At 26.6% G+C, this 23,121-nt stretch carries 16 protein-coding genes and 2 CRISPR repeat arrays (1 of these 18 running past the window's edge); of the genes, 5 read left to right on the forward strand and 11 right to left on the reverse strand.

The annotated features are described in order from the left end of the window. A CRISPR array of direct repeats spans positions 1–2,060; the repeat unit is 35 nt; unit sequence ATCCGAATATCACTACTCTCTGAAAGAGATAGAAA (it extends 496 nt beyond the left edge of the window). 139 nt (positions 2,061–2,199) lie between these two features. Genes LN42_RS02275 through LN42_RS02290 form a run of 4 tightly spaced genes read left to right on the forward strand, consistent with a single transcriptional unit; the run spans position 2,200 to position 7,072 of the window. Beyond that, complete coding sequence (locus LN42_RS02275) at positions 2,200–3,840, forward strand: CRISPR-associated primase-polymerase type A1 (RefSeq protein ID WP_075780263.1); 1,641 nt, start codon at positions 2,200–2,202, stop codon at positions 3,838–3,840. Positions 3,841–3,852: 12 nt separating this feature from the next. Continuing rightward, positions 3,853–4,857: a CRISPR-associated endonuclease Cas1 gene (cas1, locus tag LN42_RS02280; RefSeq protein ID WP_075780264.1), complete on the forward strand. Its 1,005-nt coding sequence runs from the start codon at positions 3,853–3,855 to the stop codon at positions 4,855–4,857. After that, positions 4,858–5,136 carry a CRISPR-associated endonuclease Cas2 gene (gene cas2, locus LN42_RS02285; protein WP_014295920.1) on the forward strand — a complete coding sequence of 93 codons (279 nt, stop codon included), beginning with the start codon at positions 4,858–4,860 and terminating at the stop codon, positions 5,134–5,136. It abuts the gene before it with no gap. Between the two features lie 16 nt (positions 5,137–5,152). Then, positions 5,153–7,072 (forward strand): hypothetical protein, encoded by a 1,920-nt coding sequence (locus tag LN42_RS02290; protein WP_075780265.1) that lies wholly within the window; start codon positions 5,153–5,155, stop codon positions 7,070–7,072. 94 nt (positions 7,073–7,166) lie between these two features. Here LN42_RS02290 and LN42_RS10920 read toward each other — a convergent pair whose 3' ends face one another. The 10 genes from LN42_RS10920 to cmr1 form a co-directional block, all read right to left on the reverse strand. Continuing rightward, positions 7,167–7,322, reverse strand: a complete 156-nt coding sequence (locus LN42_RS10920; RefSeq protein WP_156865381.1) for a hypothetical protein — start codon at positions 7,320–7,322, stop codon at positions 7,167–7,169. 260 nt (positions 7,323–7,582) lie between these two features. Continuing rightward, positions 7,583–9,274 (reverse strand): TM1812 family CRISPR-associated protein, encoded by a 1,692-nt coding sequence (locus LN42_RS02295; protein WP_014295922.1) that lies wholly within the window; start codon positions 9,272–9,274, stop codon positions 7,583–7,585. A gap of 10 nt (positions 9,275–9,284) precedes the next feature. Further along, on the reverse strand, positions 9,285–10,421 hold the full coding sequence (locus LN42_RS02300) for a CRISPR-associated protein (protein WP_014295923.1): 1,137 nt from the start codon (positions 10,419–10,421) through the stop codon (positions 9,285–9,287). After that, complete coding sequence (gene cas6, locus LN42_RS02305; protein ID WP_075780266.1) at positions 10,414–11,235, reverse strand: CRISPR-associated endoribonuclease Cas6; 822 nt, start codon at positions 11,233–11,235, stop codon at positions 10,414–10,416. Before cas6 ends, LN42_RS02300 begins: the two co-directional genes overlap by 8 nt. Next, positions 11,222–11,974 (reverse strand): type III-B CRISPR module RAMP protein Cmr6, encoded by a 753-nt coding sequence (gene cmr6, locus LN42_RS02310; protein WP_014295925.1) that lies wholly within the window; start codon positions 11,972–11,974, stop codon positions 11,222–11,224. Before cmr6 ends, cas6 begins: the two co-directional genes overlap by 14 nt. A gap of 2 nt (positions 11,975–11,976) precedes the next feature. Continuing rightward, positions 11,977–12,330: a type III-B CRISPR module-associated protein Cmr5 gene (gene cmr5 / locus LN42_RS02315; protein WP_014295926.1), complete on the reverse strand. Its 354-nt coding sequence runs from the start codon at positions 12,328–12,330 to the stop codon at positions 11,977–11,979. Positions 12,331–12,339: 9 nt separating this feature from the next. Next, on the reverse strand, positions 12,340–13,167 hold the full coding sequence (cmr4, locus tag LN42_RS02320) for a type III-B CRISPR module RAMP protein Cmr4 (RefSeq protein ID WP_014295927.1): 828 nt from the start codon (positions 13,165–13,167) through the stop codon (positions 12,340–12,342). Between the two features lie 13 nt (positions 13,168–13,180). Continuing rightward, positions 13,181–14,158 carry a type III-B CRISPR module-associated protein Cmr3 gene (gene cmr3, locus LN42_RS02325; protein WP_014295928.1) on the reverse strand — a complete coding sequence of 326 codons (978 nt, stop codon included), beginning with the start codon at positions 14,156–14,158 and terminating at the stop codon, positions 13,181–13,183. Beyond that, positions 14,145–16,505 (reverse strand): type III-B CRISPR-associated protein Cas10/Cmr2, encoded by a 2,361-nt coding sequence (gene cas10 / locus LN42_RS02330; RefSeq protein WP_014295929.1) that lies wholly within the window; start codon positions 16,503–16,505, stop codon positions 14,145–14,147. The genes cmr3 and cas10 overlap by 14 nt, the downstream gene beginning before the upstream one ends. Beyond that, a complete protein-coding gene (gene cmr1, locus LN42_RS02335) occupies positions 16,502–17,755 on the reverse strand; it encodes a type III-B CRISPR module RAMP protein Cmr1 (protein WP_075780267.1) in 1,254 nt (417 codons plus the stop codon). The genes cas10 and cmr1 overlap by 4 nt, the downstream gene beginning before the upstream one ends. Positions 17,756–18,529: 774 nt before the next feature. After that, positions 18,530–20,566: a CRISPR direct-repeat array (repeat unit 36 nt; unit sequence ATCCGAATATAACTACTCTCTGAAAGAGATAGAAAC). Positions 20,567–20,629: 63 nt separating this feature from the next. On the opposite strand from cmr1, the gene LN42_RS02340 reads away from it, so the two are divergent. Further along, positions 20,630–22,297 (forward strand): AAA family ATPase, encoded by a 1,668-nt coding sequence (locus LN42_RS02340; RefSeq protein WP_075780268.1) that lies wholly within the window; start codon positions 20,630–20,632, stop codon positions 22,295–22,297. 57 nt (positions 22,298–22,354) lie between these two features. Here the strand turns inward: LN42_RS02340 and LN42_RS02345 are convergent, their stop codons facing one another. Further along, a complete protein-coding gene (locus LN42_RS02345) occupies positions 22,355–23,095 on the reverse strand; it encodes a sulfite exporter TauE/SafE family protein (protein WP_075780269.1) in 741 nt (246 codons plus the stop codon). Between the last annotated feature and the right edge of the window lie 26 nt (positions 23,096–23,121).

Genomic DNA, 23,121 nt, shown 5'->3' on the forward strand with positions numbered 1-23,121 from the left:
TTTAAACTCACAATTTCGTTGTTTTCCTTCTCGAAACTCTTATCCGAATATCACTACTCTCTGAAAGAGATAGAAACAGTTGATAGTTATTTGCTATCTTGTAAGATATGTTCAAAAAATCCGAATATCACTACTCTCTGAAAGAGATAGAAACTAATCTTATAATCGCTATCAAAAATAAACACATCAGGATTTATCCGAATATCACTACTCTCTGAAAGAGATAGAAACTGCTTCTAAAATTTCGTCTCCTGATAATCTTTCATTTAATCCGAATATCACTACTCTCTGAAAGAGATAGAAACTTTCTGCATATTCTTTTATAAGCTTACTGTCTCCAATCGGTATCCGAATATCACTACTCTCTGAAAGAGATAGAAACTTCTCATCTTCCCACCAGTCATATTTTTCTTTTAATTCTTTATCCGAATATCACTACTCTCTGAAAGAGATAGAAACTTTATTTTTTTTGCTTGGTCTTTTGCATAACCAAACTCTGAATCCGAATATCACTACTCTCTGAAAGAGATAGAAACCAAATCAAAATTTTTAATTTCAACATGCCTAACTTTTGCCATATCCGAATATCACTACTCTCTGAAAGAGATAGAAACTATTTTTCCTTCTTTGTTCCAATATGTAGAACCACTGTGATCCGAATATAACTACTCTCTGAAAGAGATAGAAACCCTTCACCTACCAATTCCAATACAAAAAATCCTTCTCTAATATCCGAATATCACTACTCTCTGAAAGAGATAGAAACAAGTCGATGAATTTCTTCAAGGTGCTGAAATAATAGAGCACCAATCCGAATATCACTACTCTCTGAAAGAGATAGAAACTGGTGTAGGTTGTTCCGAGACCAAAATACTCTACACTATCAATCCGAATATCACTACTCTCTGAAAGAGATAGAAACCACAAATATATACACGCCGAAATATACGTTGGTAATGGATTATCCGAATATCACTACTCTCTGAAAGAGATAGAAACGTCTCCGTATTCTTCTTCTAAGAATTCTTTAATACTCATTTATCCGAATATCACTACTCTCTGAAAGAGATAGAAACAGATAAAAGTATTAACAAATCAAGAAATAGAACATCTTGCAATCCGAATATCACTACTCTCTGAAAGAGATAGAAACCCTTTCATACCTCACCACCTCTTTAAATTTTATTTTACAACATCCGAATATCACTACTCTCTGAAAGAGATAGAAACTGCTGTTACATTTACATCTACTCCATGCTTAACGTTCCCTTGATCCGAATATCACTACTCTCTGAAAGAGATAGAAACTATAATCCAGCGAAATCCCTGCTTTTTCTGCAACTTCTTTTATCCGAATATCACTACTCTCTGAAAGAGATAGAAACTAACAACTGTAACTCCATATAAATTACTTTTACTTAAATATCCGAATATCACTACTCTCTGAAAGAGATAGAAACAAAAGTTCTCGTGCATCTATTAAATCATCTTTATTCAATCCGAATATCACTACTCTCTGAAAGAGATAGAAACTTAAGGTTCTTAGGAGGTGTGTTATTAGGTGTCTTACTATTATCCGAATATCACTACTCTCTGAAAGAGATAGAAACGTCAGTGCGTATATACCAGTCATACGCACTATTCGGTGAATATCCGAATATAACTACTCTCTGAAAGAGATAGAAACTTTTTTTCTTTTCATATTTTTCGAGAAGCTTTTCTAACTTCATCCGAATATAACTACTCTCTGAAAGAGATAGAAACAATCATCATTTGAAAATGATATCTAAAATTCAAAAATCCGAATATCACTACTCTCTGAAAGAGATAGAAACATAATTTTATCTTCTACAAATTCATCACTTTCTTTTTTCATATCCGAATATCACTACTCTCTGAAAGAGATAGAAACTAACCTGTATCATCTATGTCTATCCAATTAATATCAAATCCGAATATCACTACTCTCTGAAAGAGATAGAAACAATTCATTTTTGAAGCAACTTATTAAATAAAAAATACTTATCCGAATATCACTACTCTCTGAAAGAGATAGAAAGCTCCTGCATTAAAAGCAGGAGCTTTTTTATCTTTTAATCACCAAAAACTATTTTAAATTTCTCCTATAAATATTGACATAATAATTTCATTATGTTAAAATTATAATATATACTTCAAATTTATTTAGTTGGTGATAATATGAATTTTAAAGAATTAGCTTTTAAGGCTGAAGAAGATTTTGATTTTGAAAAAGCAATTGAATATTATCAAAAAGCTTTTAATGAATTGAGTATTAAAGATAATTCTTTAGTACGTTATGCATATTTATTATTTGATTTTCAAAAATTTGAAGAAGCAGAACCAATTTTTGAAAAAATAGTTTCTGAAATTAATGATTCGGAGTATATGAGTAAACTTGCTATTATTTATGAAGAAAATAATAAATTTGAAAAAGCATTGAAAATATACAAAGAATTAGGAATAGAATCTAAAGTGAAAGAGCTCTCAGATAAAATCGAATTAAAAGCACCATCTCAAAATGCAATAAAACGTTTTATGACGCTTTTTTCAGGAAGAGAAGATGTTTTTTCTATTCAATATGAAGGTGGATATAGACCTATTAGAAGACCTTTGAATTTTCAGGATATAAAAAATCATTTTTCTGGTAAAAAGACTTTAGGAATATATCTTTTAAAAAAGAATGATACTGTTAAATTTGCAGCATATGATATAGATATAAAAAAGCATTATTTAAATAGAGAAGATAAATTTGTATATGAAGAAAATAGTAAAAAAGTTGCTAAACGATTATCTAGAGAATTGAATTTGGAAAATATAACTCATTATTTTGAATTTACTGGCAATAGAGGATATCATATATGGATATTTTTTGATATTCCTGTTTCTGCTTATAAAATAAAGTATATTATGGAGAAAATTTTGGATAGAATTGAATTAGAAGAAGGTATCGATGTTGAGATATTTCCAAAACAAACATCTTTAAATGGTGGATTAGGAAATTTAATAAAAGTACCTCTTGGAGTTCATAAAAAGACAGGTAAAAAATGTTTATTTGTGGATAATGATTTTAATGTCATTGAAAATCAAATTGAATTTCTGAATAATATAAAAGAAAATAAGGCAACTGAAATTAATAAACTTTTTAGAGAAATATTCAATGAAAATGATTATGATGATTTTAATGTTACATATAAAAAAAGAACAACCAGTTCTAAAAATTCTGCATCTAAAAAAATTAAAAGTTCAATTAGAAAAACGCTGCCAAAAAGTAATAAGAATATTTTTACCCAAATGATTGAAGGATGCCATATTTTAAAACAGATTAACGAAAAGATAGAAAAAGAGGCATATATTACAGAAGAGGAAGAAATGATTTTTATAAAATCACTTGCTAATCTTGAAAATTCAAAAAAGTTTATAGAAATGAAATTATCTCAAACAATTAATTTTTCAAAAAAACGTATTGATATGATTATAAAACAAAGTTTAGGCGTTCCAATAACCTGTGAAGAGATACGGAAAATTATATTGAATAAAGATATATCGTTGAGTCTTGAAAACTGCACATGTAAATTTCAGGGTAATTATAATTCACCATATGCAATTGTAGAAAATATAGAAGAAATGTTTCTTGATAAGATTGACATAAATGACATTGCTAAAAAGATTGTTGAAAAAAATGCTGAAAAGTTTGAAATAGAAAAAGAAATTAAAAATTTAAAAAGAATGATAGCTAAAAAGATGGGCGATTCAAAAGAGTTAAGAACCGAAATAGGTACAATAAAAAGATTTGGCGATGATATAGAAATTATATTATAAGGAGATTTTTAAATGATTTTGTATATCACAGAACAAGGAGCTGTGCTTTCTAAAAGAGAAGGACGACTTGTTATTTCTAAAGAAAATTCTATTATTTCAGAGATTCCGTTAAATAAAATTGAAAAGATTAATTTAATGGGGAATATTTCCCTTACTACTCCAATTATTAGCTATTTTCTTGATCATGAAATAGAAGTTATTTTTATGACGAAAACTGGAAAATACAGAGGAAAATTATATACCGATGAATACAGAAATGTGTTATTAAGATTAAAACAATACGAACGCTCTTATGATGAAAAATTCAAACTGAAAATTTCAAAAGCAATAGTTAAAGGAAAACTGAAAAATTCATATGATTTTTTGATTAATAGAAGTAGATATTTACCTAAAGGAACTTTAAGCAAGGAAATTGCTTCGATTAGAAAGATTATAGAAAAAGTTGATAAAGGAAAAGATATTGATGAAGTAAGAGGATTTGAAGGAATTGGTTCTAAATATTATTTTGAAGGATTTAAAAAATTAATAAAAAACGAAAATTTCAAATTTAAAAAACGCATTATGCACCCACCAAGAGATCCTGTAAATGCCATGCTATCATTTGGATACTATCTTTTGTATAACGAAGTTATGGCAGCTATTAATATCGTTGGATTAGATCCATATTTTGGTAATCTTCATACCATAGAAATATCAAAAAAATCACTTTTATTTGATCTGGTTGAAGAATTTAGAAATATCATAATAGACAACTTTATACTTAAATTAATTAATAGAAATGAAATAAGCAAAGATGATTTCAATAAAAAAGATGAAAATATTATATATTTTACAGATGAGGGAATGAAGAAATTTATATCCAAATACGAAGAGATGATATCTCAAAAAATGCGATATCATTTAGACGAAGAAACAAATTATATTAGAACAATATTTCAAAAGCAGGCAAGACATTATGCCAGAGTTGTTATTGGAGATGAAGAGGAATATATTCCATTTTATAGGGTGGGGAATTAAATGTTTTATGTTGTAAGTTATGATATTACAAATGATAAAAGAAGACGAAAGGTTGTAAAATATCTTGAAAGTTATGGAGTTAGAGTTCAATACAGTGTTTTTGAAACGGAATTAAACCAGGACCAATTGAAAAAACTTATAAAAGGTTTAAAAAAGCAAATAAAAAAAGATGAGGACACCATAAGAATTTATCCCATATCTAAAGAAAGTAGAAGATATATTGTCACAATAGGCATTGATAAAGGAAAGTATTACGACAAGGATTTTTTAATAATATGAGAGAGGGGGAAGGGGCATGTATTTAAATTTGTATAAGATTGACATTCCTAAAAAAATTAAACGACTTTACTTCTACAATCCTGACATGGAACCTAAATTATTTGCCAGAAATCTTTCAAGAGTGAATAATTTTAAATTCCAGGATTCAAACGATCTTGTCTGGATTGAGATACCTGATATTGATTTTCAAATTACCCCCAAAAATGTTTTCCAATATAAAGTTGAAAAAGAAGAGATAATCAAGGAAGAAGAAGATAAAAAATTATTTATAAAGACACTATACAAATTCATAAAAAAACTTTTTCTTGACAATGATTTTTATTTTAAAAAAGGAAATAATTTCATTTCAACCACAGAAGTGTTTTCTTTAGATTCAAATGAAAATGTAAATGCACACTTAACTTATAAAATAAAAATACATAATATTTCCAATGAGTATTATTTATCAATACTACCTAAGTTTACTTTCCTTTCAAAAGAACCTGCATTAGAATCAGCCATAAAAAGCGGATATTTATATAATATAAAATCTGGAAAAAGTTTTCCATATATTTCAGGCTTGGATGGAATTTTAAAAATAGATATTGGAAATAACCAAATAGTAGAAGTTGCTTATCCAGAGAATTACCTTTTTAATTTTACAACTCGTGATGCAGAAAAATACGGTTTTTCAAAAGAAGTACACGAAATATATAAAAATAAAGTATTTGAAGGATTTAAAAAAATACCAAAAACATTAGGATTCTTAAATAAAATTACTAATCTTAATGAAAATTATCAATTGAAAGATGGATATAAAATATTTATAAATGTTATATATAAATTTAAAAATGGCGAATCTCGTTATGCTAAAGATGTTTTCAAATATTCTTTCTATAAAAACGAACAACCTCTTAAGGCAATATTCTTCTTTTCTTCAAAAAAACAGTTTTTTGAAGTTCAAAAATCTTTAAAAGAATTATTCCATAACAAACATTCAGTTTTTTATCGTGCAGCAGCAGAACTTGGATTTTCAAAGGTTGAGTTTTTAAGAGATTCTAAAACTAAAAGCTCAGCATTTTTATATAATCCTGAAGAATTTACAGTAAAAAATACAGAGTTTATAAATCAAATAGAAGATAATGTAATGGCTATAGTTTTGCTTGATAAATATATAGGAAATATAGATCCACTTGTAAGAAATTTTCCAGATAATCTAATTCTTCAACCTATATTAAAAGAAAAATTAGAAGATATAAAACCGTTTATCATAAAAAGTTATGTTTATAAAATGGGAAATTTTATTCCAGAATGTAAACCATTTATATTGAAGAAAATGGAAGATAAGGAGAAAAATTTATATATAGGAATAGATTTAAGTCACGATACCTATGCAAGAAAAACAAATCTTTGTATTGCGGCAGTTGATAATACTGGAGATATATTGTATATAGGAAAACATAAAAATCTGGAATTAAATGAAAAAATGAATCTGGATATTTTAGAAAAAGAATATATTAAGGCATTTGAAAAATATATTGAAAAATTTAATGTTTCGCCTGAAAATGTATTTATTTTAAGGGACGGAAGATTTATAGAAGATATTGAAATAATCAAGAATTTTATTTCTTATAATGATACGAAATATACTCTGGTTGAAGTTAACAAAAATACAAATATTAATTCATATGATGATCTGAAAGAATGGATTATAAAGCTTGACGAAAATACATATATCTATTATCCTAAAACCTTTTTAAATCAAAAAGGAGTTGAAGTAAAAATTCTTGAAAATAATACGGATTATACAATTGAAGAGATAATTGAACAAATATATTTACTAACGAGAGTTGCTCATTCCACACCATATACAAATTATAAGCTTCCATATCCTTTGCATATAGCAAATAAAGTAGCTTTAACTGATTATGAGTGGAAATTATATATACCTTATTAAAATAACCCCTGATTTTCAGGGGTTATTTTAATAAGGGTAACGTAATTGGTTTTATTCCGACTTTTGCTGTATTTCTTCTATACTATCTTTATTTTTATAATAGATTCAGGGCTTCTATAAATTTGCCTTTTTTCTTTTCATCTTTTACAATTTCATCTAAAAAATGATGAAGAGCTTCTTTTTTAAAGTGAATTTCTCTGAATTTTTCGTCTTCTAAAAGTTCTTGCATTAAATCTTTATAACTTTTCATTTTATTGTCTTAATAGATTTCTTTAAAGACCATATACTCATTTTATCATACTCTTTATGCTATCATATATGATAACTAATATCAAGCAACTTTTTTGTAAATTTATAATTTGTCGTTTAATCAAATAAATCCCTATACATTCTAAATCACAGAACATATAGGGATTTTGAATAATAAAATTTATTGATAAATTTTGTAGTTTATTTTATATTTCTTTCCAACCATTCGTATCGTAATTTTCATACACAATTCTCTAATTTTTAAAATTTTCTTTTTATATAATAGTATCCAATTAAATTGTTTTCTTCCATATAGTCCATTTCTTCCTTTGTATAGATTTTTCCTTCTTCAGGCCTTTTTTCTAATTTTATTACAATAGCCTCTTCCCCAGGAGCAAAATAAATTTCTTTTCTTTCCAGAGGAATATCCAAATCAAACTGTTCTTTTATAAAATGTTTTATTGAATCGTGACCTATTGCAGAGTCCAAAGTCTGTTCATTCAGAGCGTTTTTTAAAAAATTATAAAACTTTTCTTTTGTAATTTTTTCTATATCAAAGTTTCCTGTTTCACTATCTTTTGAAAGTGGAATTATTATGGAATTTAGTAAGTAAACTTTTCTCTTTAAGGTAGCTTCTTTTTTCTCAAATAACTCTATATTATTTGATAATTCTTCAATTTCTCTTACATACGACAACAATAATTTTTTTAAGTTCTCTTTTTTGAAGTCATCAGTGCCTCTTCCGGCATGTGCAATTTTATTTCTTGTGTCTATAATATTTTTAGTTAGTTTATCCAATCTTTCTGCAATTTCATTTCTTTTTAAAGAATCTTCCCAAAATATTCTTTCTCTTTTTTCTTTATCATCATAGTATAATATTTGCCCTTTTGCTAATAGATGTAAATCAATTAAAAGTTCTCTAATCTGAATCATTGCTTCTGAATACATTTCCCATTTTAATAATAATTTTATGAAATTTGCCATAAATATAATTTTTTCCCTGGTTAATGTATTATCATTTTTTATTGAATCGATATTATAAAATAAATCTTCCACGATAATTTTTCTAAGAGTGGCCAAAAAATAATTAATAGGTTCTATGAAAAATAACTTTTCTGTGCTTTTTGAACAATTTCTAAATTCTATAATGCTATTATCCAAAATTTCCTTTATTTTTAGTATAGAATTTATAATTTTTTCAGGTGATGCTGGAATTTTTATAATATTATTAAAATTAGATAACTCAGTAGAAAGAGAAGAAAATTTCAATTTATTCACATTACATAATTTATTTGTTGCAACTAATTTCTGGATATTTCTTAAAGCTTTTTCTATTCTTTTTGTAATTCCATATTCTTTAAATTCCTCCAAAGCAAGGGTTAAGTTTGAAAGTTCTAATGTCGATGAAATATTAAGAATCGGTACTTCTGGAGGTTTGTTTTTAAATTCCTTTCTTATATCATAAGCACCATAATATAATATAATATTTTTTTCTTCAAAATCCTGCTGTAAATTTTTTAAATAAAAAATTACTCCAGTGGTAAAGGTTGATATATGCCTAAGACCATGAGTTAAATCAAAAATAATTTCTTTTTCCGAAAATTCACTTATTGACTTTTTTATAATTGAAATTATTTCTTCGAGTTCATTATAATTCCTTCCTTCTGGAATATTTTCAAAGGTTACACTTATTCCTTTTTGATGCAGATTATTTATTTCATTATTTATATTTTGACCATGTTCGCTATTAGGATTTTCCAGAAAATTTTCTTTAACTTCTTTTGTTATAAAGAATTTTATTTCAACATCATTTCCTCTTTCTTTTTCTAAATATGCATTAGCTAAAGGGCTTAAATAACTTTTAGCTTTTTTGTTTTCAGCTTCTAATCTATAATATAATGATTCATTATATCTTCCTTTTCCAAGAAAAGATAATAATAATATTTTTTCCATAAATTGCCTCCTATATAAGTTCTAATAGATTTTTGCATTTATAGTCTTGATATTTTTGCATTATTTTCTCATATTCTCTTTCATATTTATCATGATCTAACCATATATAGTATAAATTTAATTTATTTTCATCTGTATCCCAAACAGCTCTAAAAATATTTCCGGTAATTGATTTATATAAATAAGGTTTATTAAATCTTTTTCCTTCCCAGGATTTGTTATGCATTAATTCTCCTTTATAAGAATTGTTATTACTTTTAAATAATTTTATTTTTCGTATAAGCTCAAAAATTTGAGTTTTTACAAATTTTCTTTTATCATTATCAAGTTTATCCCACATTTCTTTTAATTCATCTGAAATAAATATTTCAGTTGTAAGAATATTTTTAAATAAAAATAATCCAAAGGCATTTAAAACAACTACTCCATCAATGGTATCAAAAAAGTATGTATGATTATCAATAAACTCTTGTTCCATTTTTGATAAAGAATTATATTTAATTTCTGATTCCTGAATTTCTTTTATTAAGTATAAATAATCTATAGATTCTTCAATATCAAACTTTATAGGGATTGGAGGAACTTCCTGAAATACAGAACCTTCTTCATATAAATATCCCATTTTATAACCATAAAATGAACCAGCTACATATCCTAAATAAGACATAACTTTATATCCAGGTGTTGGCGAGAAAAAGGTGTTATAAATATTTCCTTTTTGTAATTCAGTTACAAGAATATCCATAAATTCACCATATTGTTTATTTAATTTTATTCTATCATTTATATCAAAATCTACACCTTTTAAAATCACATTTGCATTAAAATCTTTTCTAAATATATATTCATTTAATTTTGCAGAGATAATACCTTCTTTAGTGTTTGTATGAATAATGGATATATCAGGATTATTTGCTAATTTATTCATTTCTTTTAAAGTATGTACTAAAGAATATTCAACACTAACTTTTTTAGGATCACTTTTTGAGTTTTGAAAGGCGACTTTTACTTTTTCTATCCATTTTTCAACATCTTCACTTTTTAAATTTTTAACGTGTTCGATATTATTATCTTCAATAAATTTTCCTAATAAATTAAATTTGCCTAAAATTGATTTTCCCCCTGTAAGAACAATATTACTATACATTAACTGGTTCCTCCCTTCGTGTTTGACCTAATCCCATGGTGGTTTTATACCCCACTCCGGCATAAAATGCAAAATCAGATAAAATATTTGCTGTCTTTTTTAATTCATAATTATCTTCAGGAATTTCAAAAACTACATTACCTGTAAATCCCTGTAAATAAAAATTTGGAAAATATATGTATTTTAAATGAGTTTTTCTTTGAATTATTTTAATAGTATTAAATTTTTCTTTTACTTTTTCATTGAGTTTATAAGGACTATATTTATTGAATTTTATTAATAAGCTATTAAATATTTTTTCCGGATCCGGATATCTTAAATGTTTGTCTCCAGTTTTAAACAGTGTCGGAGTAATAAAAGTAAGAGAAATTTTATTGTCATAATTTTCTTTTAGCAAATCATCAATAGTTAATAAATTAGCCCATTTACTGTGTTCCTTATCAAAAATTATCCTGATTATTGAAAATGAAATATCTTCAATATTTATTTTTTCTTTGAAAATTTTATTTTTAAATATTTTTGTTGTAAATAAGATAAAAATTTTTTCTTCTAAAAATGTCATTCTTATATAATATCTTTTTCCTTTTAAAATAGTTACTGGCTCATCAATTTTTTTCCCAAGAAAAGAGGAAACTGTAAAAGGTTTATAATTTTTGTCTTCATGGAGTTTATAAGAAATTTCTTTATCAACATCTTTTAATATATTAAAAAAAAGGCCATGTATCTTTTTACCAGGAAAAGTGGGGATAACCCCACTTTCTAATGCTTTTAATTCTATGACTATACTATAAAAAATAGTATCACCTTCTATCAAAATTACTTAATTCTTGAATTTTAAATCTTCCATATCCCATAGAAGTTTTTGCACCAATTCCAAAATATTCTAAAAAGTATTTAAAATGAATGTTTATAATATTTATAACTTCATTGGAATCTGCAGAAATTAATAAATCTATTCTAAAAGTTCCATTAGAAACATTTAAATAATTCAATGGAATGGGATTATATACATCATTTGGAGGTTGATTATTCATATAATATTCCTGAAAATGTGGTGTTTGATAGTCAATATTTAATTTTATAGTATTAATAGGTATTGCATCTAAAAAATCAATATATCCTTTTTTCTCAGCATTTCCAAAAACTACATCTATAATACTTTTTAAATCATTATTTGATTCGATATATTTTCTAAAAGCTCCCTTTATTGACGTACCTGGAATTATTGGAAGTCCATAATTTCTACTCCAATAAAATCCTATTTCATCTATTGAAGGAATTCCTGCTCCTATTAAAAATGGTGTTTTATTTTTTACTATATAAGTTTTAACGTTATAATGTTTTTTTATTTTATTTATCATTTGAATTCTTATATTTTTTATAATCTCTATATTCTTTTTTATTATATTTTTATCCAAATTTATTAATATATCTTTATAATCATCTTTTATTTTTTTTAGATCTTCTGGATTTGCTTCATGGTATACAAATTTATCATAATACAAACTCGCGTTTTTTAAATTTTCTGGTTTATAATTGGTATAATACTTCAAGTTTATTCACCACCTGTTTGAATAAATATATCAACATATCTCCTATACCAATTTGTAAATTCTAACACTTTTTCCTGTATAGTAGAAAGTTCTTCTGTATTTTCAAGAAATGTAAGCAAATCCTCTCCCTTAAACAACCCTTTTTCTTTAAGATATTGTTCAATATCATTAAATACAGCTTTATGATGATCTTTGTTTTTTGCTTTTAAAAATACAAGGGTTCCATATAACCCGTTTTGTATTATCATTGAACCAAGCCCTTTTATCAAAGATCTATAATCATCTTTATATTTTTTATTTATTTTCTGAATAACAAATTTTTTTGCTAATAATTTTGTGCTGTTTTCTCTTTTCACATTTTCACCTCACATTAATTTTATATATGAAAAACCTTTTCCAACAGAGGCCTTTCCACCAATATTTATGTATTCTTTATCTAAATTCTTTTCTACTTCGTTAAGCAATTCTTCGCTATTTTTTAGCGATTTTATTAAAAAGAACATTACAGTGTCTTGGGGTAAATATTCTTCATACCATAATGCACCTTCTGCTACTGTACCAGTATCAGGATTTATTCTAATTCTTGGTAATACTTCTGTAGCGTTTCTAACAAAAAAAGAGAAATCTTCATCTTTTAATACAATAACATTTTCTTCTAATACTTTTTGTAAATATTCATCAGGAGATACTTTTTTTAATTCTTTCATTAGTTCTTTTAATTCGTTAGATTCTTCGGTTTCTATAGCATATTCTTCCACATTAACAACAGTACTTTTAAATGTTGAATATTCTTTTTTATTTTTTATTGTTTTGAGAAATTTATTTATTTTTGACGCCATTTCAGTATTCCCTGAAATTTCAAAAGCGGTTTTTAATCTGGATAATACCATTGGACATGTTATCCATACTAAACCTCTATTTATACTTCTTAATGGGAAAAATAATATTTTGGCTTCTGAGAAAGTTATATTACCTGGTTTTGATTCTTTATTGTTATTACCTGGTTTAGACCCAAATATTTCTTCTTCTTTATTGAAAGATAATTCATTTCTTATTGCTCCTTTTATTCCTGCTATTATTGGGAATCCAGTATGTACCTCCCTTTGTATTGGTTGATCTACAACTCCAACATCCATTCCTTTACCTGCATGAATTTGTGTTACTGCATATAAAAATCCAACTTTTCCACTCAAGTTAATAACCCCCTTAAATTTTTATTTCAATATATTTTCCAAAATTATATTCATCATATTTATCAGTAAAATTTATTTTATAATTTTCTTTTTCAAAATCACCTTTTATTACATAAACACTTCCCGAAGGAACCACTTTAAATTGTTCACCAGGATGATTATTTTTAAGATCCCAGTATCCAATTGTTTCAGGTTTATAATTGGCAATAGCTATAATATTACTATCAAATATAGGTTTTACTCCATCTTCAAAGTATGCTGGAGTTAGTAACAATAAACCTTTTTGAGTATCAATTATTGGGTCAAAGATAGAAGTTTCTATCTCTTTTATTTCAATTTTTGCCATTTTTCCTTTTGTACCAAGAGTAATTATTTCAATTTCATTTAATATATTTAATTCATCTCGCTCTATAAAAAAAGCAAATCCTGCATCGTCTATAAATCTAAAATATGAATATGAATATAGCATACCCTCCATTGCTTTTCTATTTTCAAGAGCAATTCCTATTTTTTCTTCTTTAAAATATATCTCAGAATTATCATTGGAAATTTTTAAATTTCCTTTTTTTAGTTCTTCTAATTCATTTAATGAAATATACGTTTTTTCAGGCTCTTTTAAATTTCTCATACTCTTATATTTTATCCCATATAATTCTTTACCGTTTAAATTAAAAGTAAATGTTTCATCTATTTCGCCTTTATAAAATTCTTTTGTGATATCATTTTGTTTTATTATTGCAGGCATTCTAAAGTATATGTTACTTTCACTATCGGTTAAAAATGGACCTATAATTTTCAGTTTTTTATCTTTTATTATTTGTTCTATTTCTTCCTGGGTTAAATTTTTCTTTCTCATATATGCTGTCATTATTGCACCATAAAATGTTTTTGGATTAGGAAATATTGTTTCCTCAGCGTGAGAAAAAGTTTTTGATTTTCTAAAACCAACCCAATCCACTGGTTTAATAAACAATGTTTTAATTTTTTTCATATATATTCTCCCTTCTTGCATATTCTATATTTTCAAGGGTATTGAAATATTCCATTAATTTATTTCCAGTAAGGAATCTTTCATTAAGTGTAATTAATTTTACAAATGAATTTTTTAATTTATCTTTTTTTATTTCCATTCTTTTTTCAAGAAATGGTATAATATTATTTTTAAAATCTTCAATGGTTAAAATTTCGTTTCCAAATTCATCAAAACAATAATTTATATATTCAGATTTTAAACGTAAAATTATATTTTTAATGGATTTTTCTTTTTCAAAATCTTTTATAAATTCTAAACCTTTTAAAAGAATATCAAATCTATTCAATTCCCAAAAACTTTTTGATATATTTATTTGTCCGCTTCTTCTTATTGTAGCTATTGCAAAACTATCTTTTTTTCTACCACTTTTTTCTTCATTAGATTTAGCAAGTTTTTCCATTTCTCGAGCCTTGTTAAGTGCAAGTTTTAAATTAAAATTATGTTTCGATATAACAATTCCAGCACTCATTGTTGCCTGTTTTCCCATCATATTAAATACAGGATATTCCAGATTTTTTTCTTTTTTATAGCACCAGCCATTTTTGAATACATATTCTCCAACTTTTTCTTCACCAATTCCAGAATAAACTTTTCTCAATTTATTAGCAGCATCAAAAACTTTATTAGAAGGGAAAAGAGCTAGCACATCATCTCCGCCAGCATATATTAATAATCCATCAAATTCTTCCACCACTTTTGGTACAAAATTTGAAAAATTATTTAAAGTTCTACTAATCATCCTCTGATATGATGGAGTTACAAGATTTATATTTTCCAATAGTTTTGTGTATTCTTTGTCTTCTCTTTCTAATTCTTTTATAACTTTTGAATGTAGTCTTTTTTTAAATGATGGAGCTAATGTTCCCGATATCCATTTTCCCATATTATCTCCATCCATCAATAATACTGCAAGTTTATATTTTCCTGCTATTTCTTCAGTTGATTTTACATATTTTAATTTTTCATAAGCTTCTTTGTATCCAATTTCATTTAGATATTCAACAAATAATCTCTTTATTGCTGAAAGTGCCGATAATCTTTCCTTTTTTTCATCTTTGTCTATGATTTCGATTACTGCTTTATTTGCTCCGCTTAAATCGTCACCATTTACAACATCATCTTCAAATAGTTGAATAAAATCACGTGTAGTTTTTCTTAGAGAACTTTTTATACCCAATAATTCACTATACATTCCATAAAAAGCTATATCTTTCATTTGATATGTTGATTCAAGTTGTTTCATTTTTTGATATAATTTTTTAATATTTTCATCTTCTGTATAAATATAATGTTTTTCAATATATTTTTCAATGTTATTAATTTCTTGATCAACTGTAATTATTATTGGGAATTGAGAAATTTGTTTATCCCAGTTTTTGAATGCTTCAAGTTTTTGAAAAATTGTTTCTTTATATTTTTTTTCTGATTGAATTAAATCTTCAATATATATTTTTATAAATTGACTTATATTTGACATTTCATCTTTTATTGCTTTTTTGATTTTGCTCTTTATTTTTTCTAGATCTTTTGTTGGAACAATGGCAGTGAAAATATTAGGAAGTGAAGCAACGCCAGGATCAGCAGATGTTTCAACGAATATACCGATTTTTTCGAATTCTTTTTTCACAAAATAATTGCCTCTCATGTATGGGAATATTACATTGTCATATCCATACTCTTCACCTATTACTTTTATTCCTTGGAAGGTTAAATAGGATAACATATAACTTCCAACTTTTAAATCTATAGTTTTTCTTGCAGCCGCTATGAACTCTTGAACAGGTCCTATAGATACTAATAATAAAGACATTTTATTGCTAACACTCATTGCAGAAGCACTATCAAGATGATCAATTATCGAATGACTTGGGATTCTTGTATCTCCAGGTAACATAAATGATAATTCAGTTTGTTCTGGAAGTTCCCACCATGTTTTATAATATGTTTTTTTGAAATCTTCTAATTTTTCTAATTTATCAGTTATTTTTTCCGAATTAAGTTTATCAATTTTTTGTTTAAAATCATTTTTAAAATAATCTTCTAATTTTTCACCATTTAATGGATGTAAATATTCTGGATAATGGTATATATTTATGCTGATTCTTTTACTGAAATGTTCTTTTTCTTTTGGAAATAATATTCTATCTGCAGCGCTTGAAAGATAATCGGGATTTTTATAATCATCTTTTAAATATGTTCCCAATTTATTTAATCTTCTATTTGCAATATTTTCATGTTTTTCAAGATTTAACGCTTTTTCTATCGGATCATGCAAAAGCGCTATAATTTTTTTCTCCCAATTCACTTTTTCTCCCCCTTATTCGTTAATTTTTTTTCAACTTCCTTTTTAAATATATCCATTGCTTGATTATATATTTCAAAACTTTCTGGACTCTCAGTTATTAATTTATTTCTTCTTCCTTCGAAATATATTTTGTTATTTAAAGAAATTTTACTTGTTATCATTAATATTCTTACATAATATTCATTTTTTTCATTTAAATGAAACGAGAAGAAAAATGGTGAAGCTTTTCTTTCACCGTTTGTTAAAGTGTATTCATTACCTTTATAATTACGCAATTTTTTAGAGGTAATATTATATTTATAATTTATAGGTAATCCCATTAATGCCTGATAAAAAATAATATTACTTTCAATTGTATTTTTTGAAGATGCTTCAACTTCTCTTAAAGCATTTGTAAAAGACTCAGTGTTATTCAAAGTTCTTAGTTTCTTTTTAACTTTTATATAAACTCCTTTTTTAGATTCTTGCATTTCAGTTGCATAGAGTTTTTTATAGATATCAGAAAAATTCTTGATTGGAGATTTTTTTGTCGAAACGACTCTATAAGTTTTGGGATCTGATAATAATACAGGAAATTCAGGTATATCTAAAAATTCTGTTTGAGAATACTTGAAATGAGTATCGGATATAGAGCTAAAATATCGTTTCAAATTTTCATCTAATTCATTTAAAATATTTTTTACACTGTTTTTAATTTCTGATGAATTTTCTTTATTCGTTTTTATTAACTCTATTTTAAAGCTTCCAAAACCTTTTCTTGTTTTTGCACCAAACCCGCTTACTAAAGAAATTAAGTTCATTAAATTTATTATGATATTTAATAATTTATCTGGTTGCTTTTTTATGATAAAAGTTATATTTAATTTTGATTTTTCTTTTAAAAATTCTCTCTCTTCTACACCATAAATTCCATAAATGTAATTTATTTTTCTGTTTCTTTTATTTATTCTTGCAAAAGTAAAATAATCGTGATTGTTTGTAATATTAGTAGGCGATATTAAATCAACTATCACATCAAAACTTGATTTTCTTTCTGTTGAACCAAATATTAATTCTTCTGCTTTTTTTAATCCTATATATGGTTTTCTTTCACCGTTATAATAATGAATATCTATTACTCTTGGAACAACAGCTCTAAACCAGAATCTCATTACTCCTCTTACGCTTTGCGGAGTTAAAGAAAATGTTTTTCCGTCTCTACTTGCAAACATGGGCGATGTTGTAAGTAACTCAAATTCTAGAATGTTCATTTTTTCCCTCCTATTTATTAAAAATTAACATCTTCAACCAATCAATGATATATTAATAATATAAATATATTCTAATTAATCTTGAATTAAATTATACATTTCTATTTTAACACATCACAAAATTAATTTCAAGAAAATATAAGACCCCTGAAATTAATTGTAAAGGTTAAAGTAGAAAAGAATAAAAAGTGTGTATATGGTAAAACAAATTGACCCCTCTAAGGAAGAAAAAGCTTATGATGAGTAGTAAAATAGAAATATAACTCGTCGAAAGGAGAATGGGGGATGAAAATAATAATGGAAGCATATGAGATTATTACAATGCACAAGGAAATATAAGCAATAATAAAGAATGGATAAAAAAAACAGCAATACTCGGAAATAAGAAATTTATAAATAAACTAAATATAAAAGAAAAACAAAAGAAAGATATCCGCAAAATAGTCAAAATTATGAAATGTGCATAAATAAACTAAAACATATCTATGAGGTTCGCAGAGGTTTATAATTTTGTAACACTTTTCAAAAACCACTTGACAAAAGGATTTTAGAATGTTATAATAAAAATAGTTCGTATACGGACCTAAATCAAAAAACACAAAATCTCTGAAAGCAGCTTAAACAAAGGAAAACTGAAAAACAGGTACGAATATAGATAAAAAGCCGATTATAGAGATTTTATTCGAAAAAATGCTGAAAATTTCAAAATTAAAAAACAGGTTCGAAAAATCACCTTCTAAAAAACGCTAATAATAACCACTCTAGAAACCAGCTATCCGAATATAACTACTCTCTGAAAGAGATAGAAACTACTTGAAATTTTCATAAACATTATAAATATAATATCCAAGATCCGAATATAACTACTCTCTGAAAGAGATAGAAACATATAAAAGATGTCAATACAAAAAAGATATTAACTATACTATCCGAATATAACTACTCTCTGAAAGAGATAGAAACTATTTATACCATACTCGAAATTTAAAGCCTCTTTCAACAGGATCCGAATATAACTACTCTCTGAAAGAGATAGAAACTCTTATTCATTTTTCTGGTGCGTGACCAGTTTCTTCTTTTATCCGAATATAACTACTCTCTGAAAGAGATAGAAACTAAAACTTTAATTTATTTATCAAAGATGTATTATTTACACCATCCGAATATAACTACTCTCTGAAAGAGATAGAAACTATTGCTGTAGTCCTCAGATTTTCAAATGTATCTTCTAACATATCCGAATATAACTACTCTCTGAAAGAGATAGAAACGTCCCTTTTTCTATCCCACTAAATGTTGTGATTGTTAATTCATCCGAATATAACTACTCTCTGAAAGAGATAGAAACACATAAGCATAGAACGTAACAAAATCAAAGCGCTCCCTTATATCCGAATATAACTACTCTCTGAAAGAGATAGAAACTTTTCTCTCACCTCTACAAGAGCTTATATCGCTATGCCTGTATCCGAATATAACTACTCTCTGAAAGAGATAGAAACAGCTTGAGGAAAGCTGAGGTTTGGGAACGTCCTTCGGCTTTATCCGAATATAACTACTCTCTGAAAGAGATAGAAACTATCTACTACTACTTTAAAATCGATATTTATGATAAATCCGAATATAACTACTCTCTGAAAGAGATAGAAACCCTTTCATAACCCTTTCATCTTTTAATTCTTCGCTTAACATATCCGAATATAACTACTCTCTGAAAGAGATAGAAACTGCTGATATTTCTAACCTGCTTCTAAAATTTTCAAGGATATTATCCGAATATAACTACTCTCTGAAAGAGATAGAAACATCCATTTGATTGAATACTAAAAAATCTCTTTCGTATTTTAAATCCGAATATAACTACTCTCTGAAAGAGATAGAAACTAAAATTCATCTTCTCCATTTTCAATTGCATCTATTATTTCATCCGAATATAACTACTCTCTGAAAGAGATAGAAACCCTACTTATTAGGAGGTGGCCTTTGCTTGCCACTTTTCCAAATCCGAATATAACTACTCTCTGAAAGAGATAGAAACTATTTTTTCATCAATTGTTTTGTGTATTCAGTCATGTCTTTTTCAATCCGAATATAACTACTCTCTGAAAGAGATAGAAACTTGACAGGTTTGGTGAACCATACTGTCAAATTTCCCTCGTAATCCGAATATAACTACTCTCTGAAAGAGATAGAAACTTCATCATCTTCAATATATTCTCTCATTTTGTGATATTCTTATCCGAATATAACTACTCTCTGAAAGAGATAGAAACTTGTTGAACCTTTTTCGAAGCCTTCAACGAAGGCTTCTCTATCCGAATATAACTACTCTCTGAAAGAGATAGAAACTTGTTGAACCTTTTTCGAAGCCTTCAACGAAGGCTTCTCTATCCGAATATAACTACTCTCTGAAAGAGATAGAAACCTTTGTTTGTCTCCTTCTTTGTAGATATAAGGTAAATCAATATCCGAATATCACTACTCTCTGAAAGAGATAGAAACCAAAGGTTCATAAACATCACTGCTTCTTGTGCTGTAATATTATCCGAATATAACTACTCTCTGAAAGAGATAGAAACCTTTGACCTGATTAGCCCACACATCTTCATCTATAGCTCTCAATCCGAATATCACTACTCTCTGAAAGAGATAGAAACTTTCAGCGATCATAACCTCTTTTCTTATCATTCCAGGTTCAATCCGAATATCACTACTCTCTGAAAGAGATAGAAACTCCGATAAATCTTTTCTAATTGTATTCTGTAATTTTTTATTATCCGAATATCACCACTCTCTAAAAGAGACAAAAAACTCCTGCATTTTTCAATGCAGGAGTTTTTGTGTATGGTATAATAACACCATGGGGGTGAAAAAATGAAGGAATTAAAAAGTCTTCCTCTGGGAGAAAGCAACTTTAAAACCATAATGGAAAACAATATGTATTTCATAGATAAAAGTATGCTCATAAAGGATATATTATCAGCTGGAAGAGTAATATTAATCACTCGACCAAGGAGATTTGGAAAAACATTAAATATGAGCATGTTAGAACATTTCTTTTCAATGAAAGAAAACAGTGAGAATTTATTTAAAGATTTAAAAATCTGGAATGAAAAGAAAATAATAGAAAAGTATTTAAATAATTATCCTGTTATATTTATTAGTTTTAAAGGCTTAAAGAAGAAAAAATATGAAGATATGAAAAACGGAATAAGAGAGTTAATATCAAAATTATATACAAAGTACGTATATCTCCTTAATACTGATAAAATAACACAATGGGATAAAAAAAGAATTATAGGTATATTAGATAAAACTGCAGAAGACGCTGTTTTCGAAGATGGAATAAAAAATCTAACAGAATATTTATATATATATCATGGTAAAAAGGTAATATTATTAATAGACGAATACGATACACCGATACAACAATCATATCTAAATGGATATTATGATGAGCTAATAGATTTTATAGGAAATATACTTGGAAATGCATTAAAAGATAATGAGTATTTAGAAAAAGCTGTATTAACAGGAATAACAAGAGTGGCAAAAGAGAGTATATTTACAGGAGTAAATAACCTCCAAATTTCAACTGTATTAAGCAGATTATTTAATGACAAATTCGGAATGACAAAAGAAGAATTACATGAAGCTTTGAAATATTATGGAATGGAATACGAAGAAGAAAAGATAATAGAATGGTATAATGGATTTAATTTTGGAGGATTTGAAATATACAATCCATATTCAATAATGAATTTAATCTTTGAAAAGGAAATAAAGAATTACTGGATAAACACCAGCGGGAATAAGTTAATAAAAGATTTAATAGCCAAAGGAAGTGCAGAAATAAAATCAAAGATTTATGATTTAATAGAAGGTGAAACAGTAACAACAACAATAAATGAAAATTTGGTATATGGAGATTTAAATGTCAATGTAGAAGAAAGCGTATGGACACTCTTTTTATTTACAGGATACTTAACCTGGATAGACAAAATAGGGGAAGGAAACAGTGCAGAATACAGACTAAAAATAACAAACAAAGAAGCTCTTGATTTCTTTAAAAAAACAGTGGTTAACATATTAGAGGATTCAGGTTTTAAATACAAAACACTGTTAAAAGATTTAATAGAGGAAAATTATGAAGAATTCAAAGAAAATTTTAAAGAATTAGTAGAAAATACAATAAGTTATTTTGATGTAAGTGGAAAAGAACCAGAAAGGTTTTATCATGGACTTATATTGGGACTGAGTGTGGGATTACAAAAGGAATATATAATAAAAAGCAATAGAGAATCAGGATATGGAAGAGCGGATTTAATATTAATTCCAAAAAAGAGAAGCAATCCAGGGATAATATTTGAATTTAAAAAATACTATAAAAAAGATGGAGATTTAAAAAGTAGCGCAGAAAAAGGAATGAAACAAATAGAAGAAAAGAATTATGAAACGGAAATAAAAAGCCATGGAATAGAAAGAATAATAAAAGTTGCTATTGCTTTTGATAAGAAAGATGTTGAAATTGTAATTAAATAATGTTCCAATATAAAATAGCCACCATATTGAAATACTACGGTGGCTAATTTTAATTTTTTATTTTAAAGCATTATAGATATAATAAAATCCAATTACAATAAGCACTATAAATAAGATTTTTTGGATCCATTTTGCCCCTTTTTTTACAGAGAATGCACTTCCAAAATATCCACCAGTTATGCTACCCAATGCTAATACAAATCCAGCCAAATAATTTACCTGATCATTAACTGCAAAAATAATAAATGCAAATATAGTATATATCAATACAAGAAAAACCTTTATTGCATTTGTTTTTACCAAATCATATCCCTCTAATAAAACCAATGCAATCATTAAAAAAAAGCCTACTCCCGCTTGAATAAAACCGCCATAGATTCCTATTATGAAAAAAACAATAAAACTCAAAATATTATTGCGCTTTACGACTCTTTCCTTGGTCCATAAATCAGGTTTCTTTACTAAAAATATACTCATGATTATTAAAATAAATCCAACTATGCTTTTTAACAATGTTTTATCTATATTAACAACGATACTTGCCCCTACTAAAGCACCTAAGGTTGCAGGAACTGCTAAAAATATAGCTCTTTTTAAATCCAAAACCTCACTTTTTTTAAATTTTGTCGTGGCTGTAATATTTTGAAATATTATTCCTATTCTATTTGTTCCATTTGCAATATCCATTGGAAGACCTAAAAGGTTTAATATTGGCAATGTGATTAATGAGCCTCCACCAGCTATTATATTAATAAATCCACTGGATAAACCTGCTAAAAAAACAAGAATATATAACATATTATCCCCCCTAAAAATTCGTAAAA

Source organism: Marinitoga sp. 1137 (assembly GCF_001941525.1).
GTDB classification, from domain to species: Bacteria; Thermotogota; Thermotogae; order Petrotogales; family Petrotogaceae; genus Marinitoga; species Marinitoga piezophila.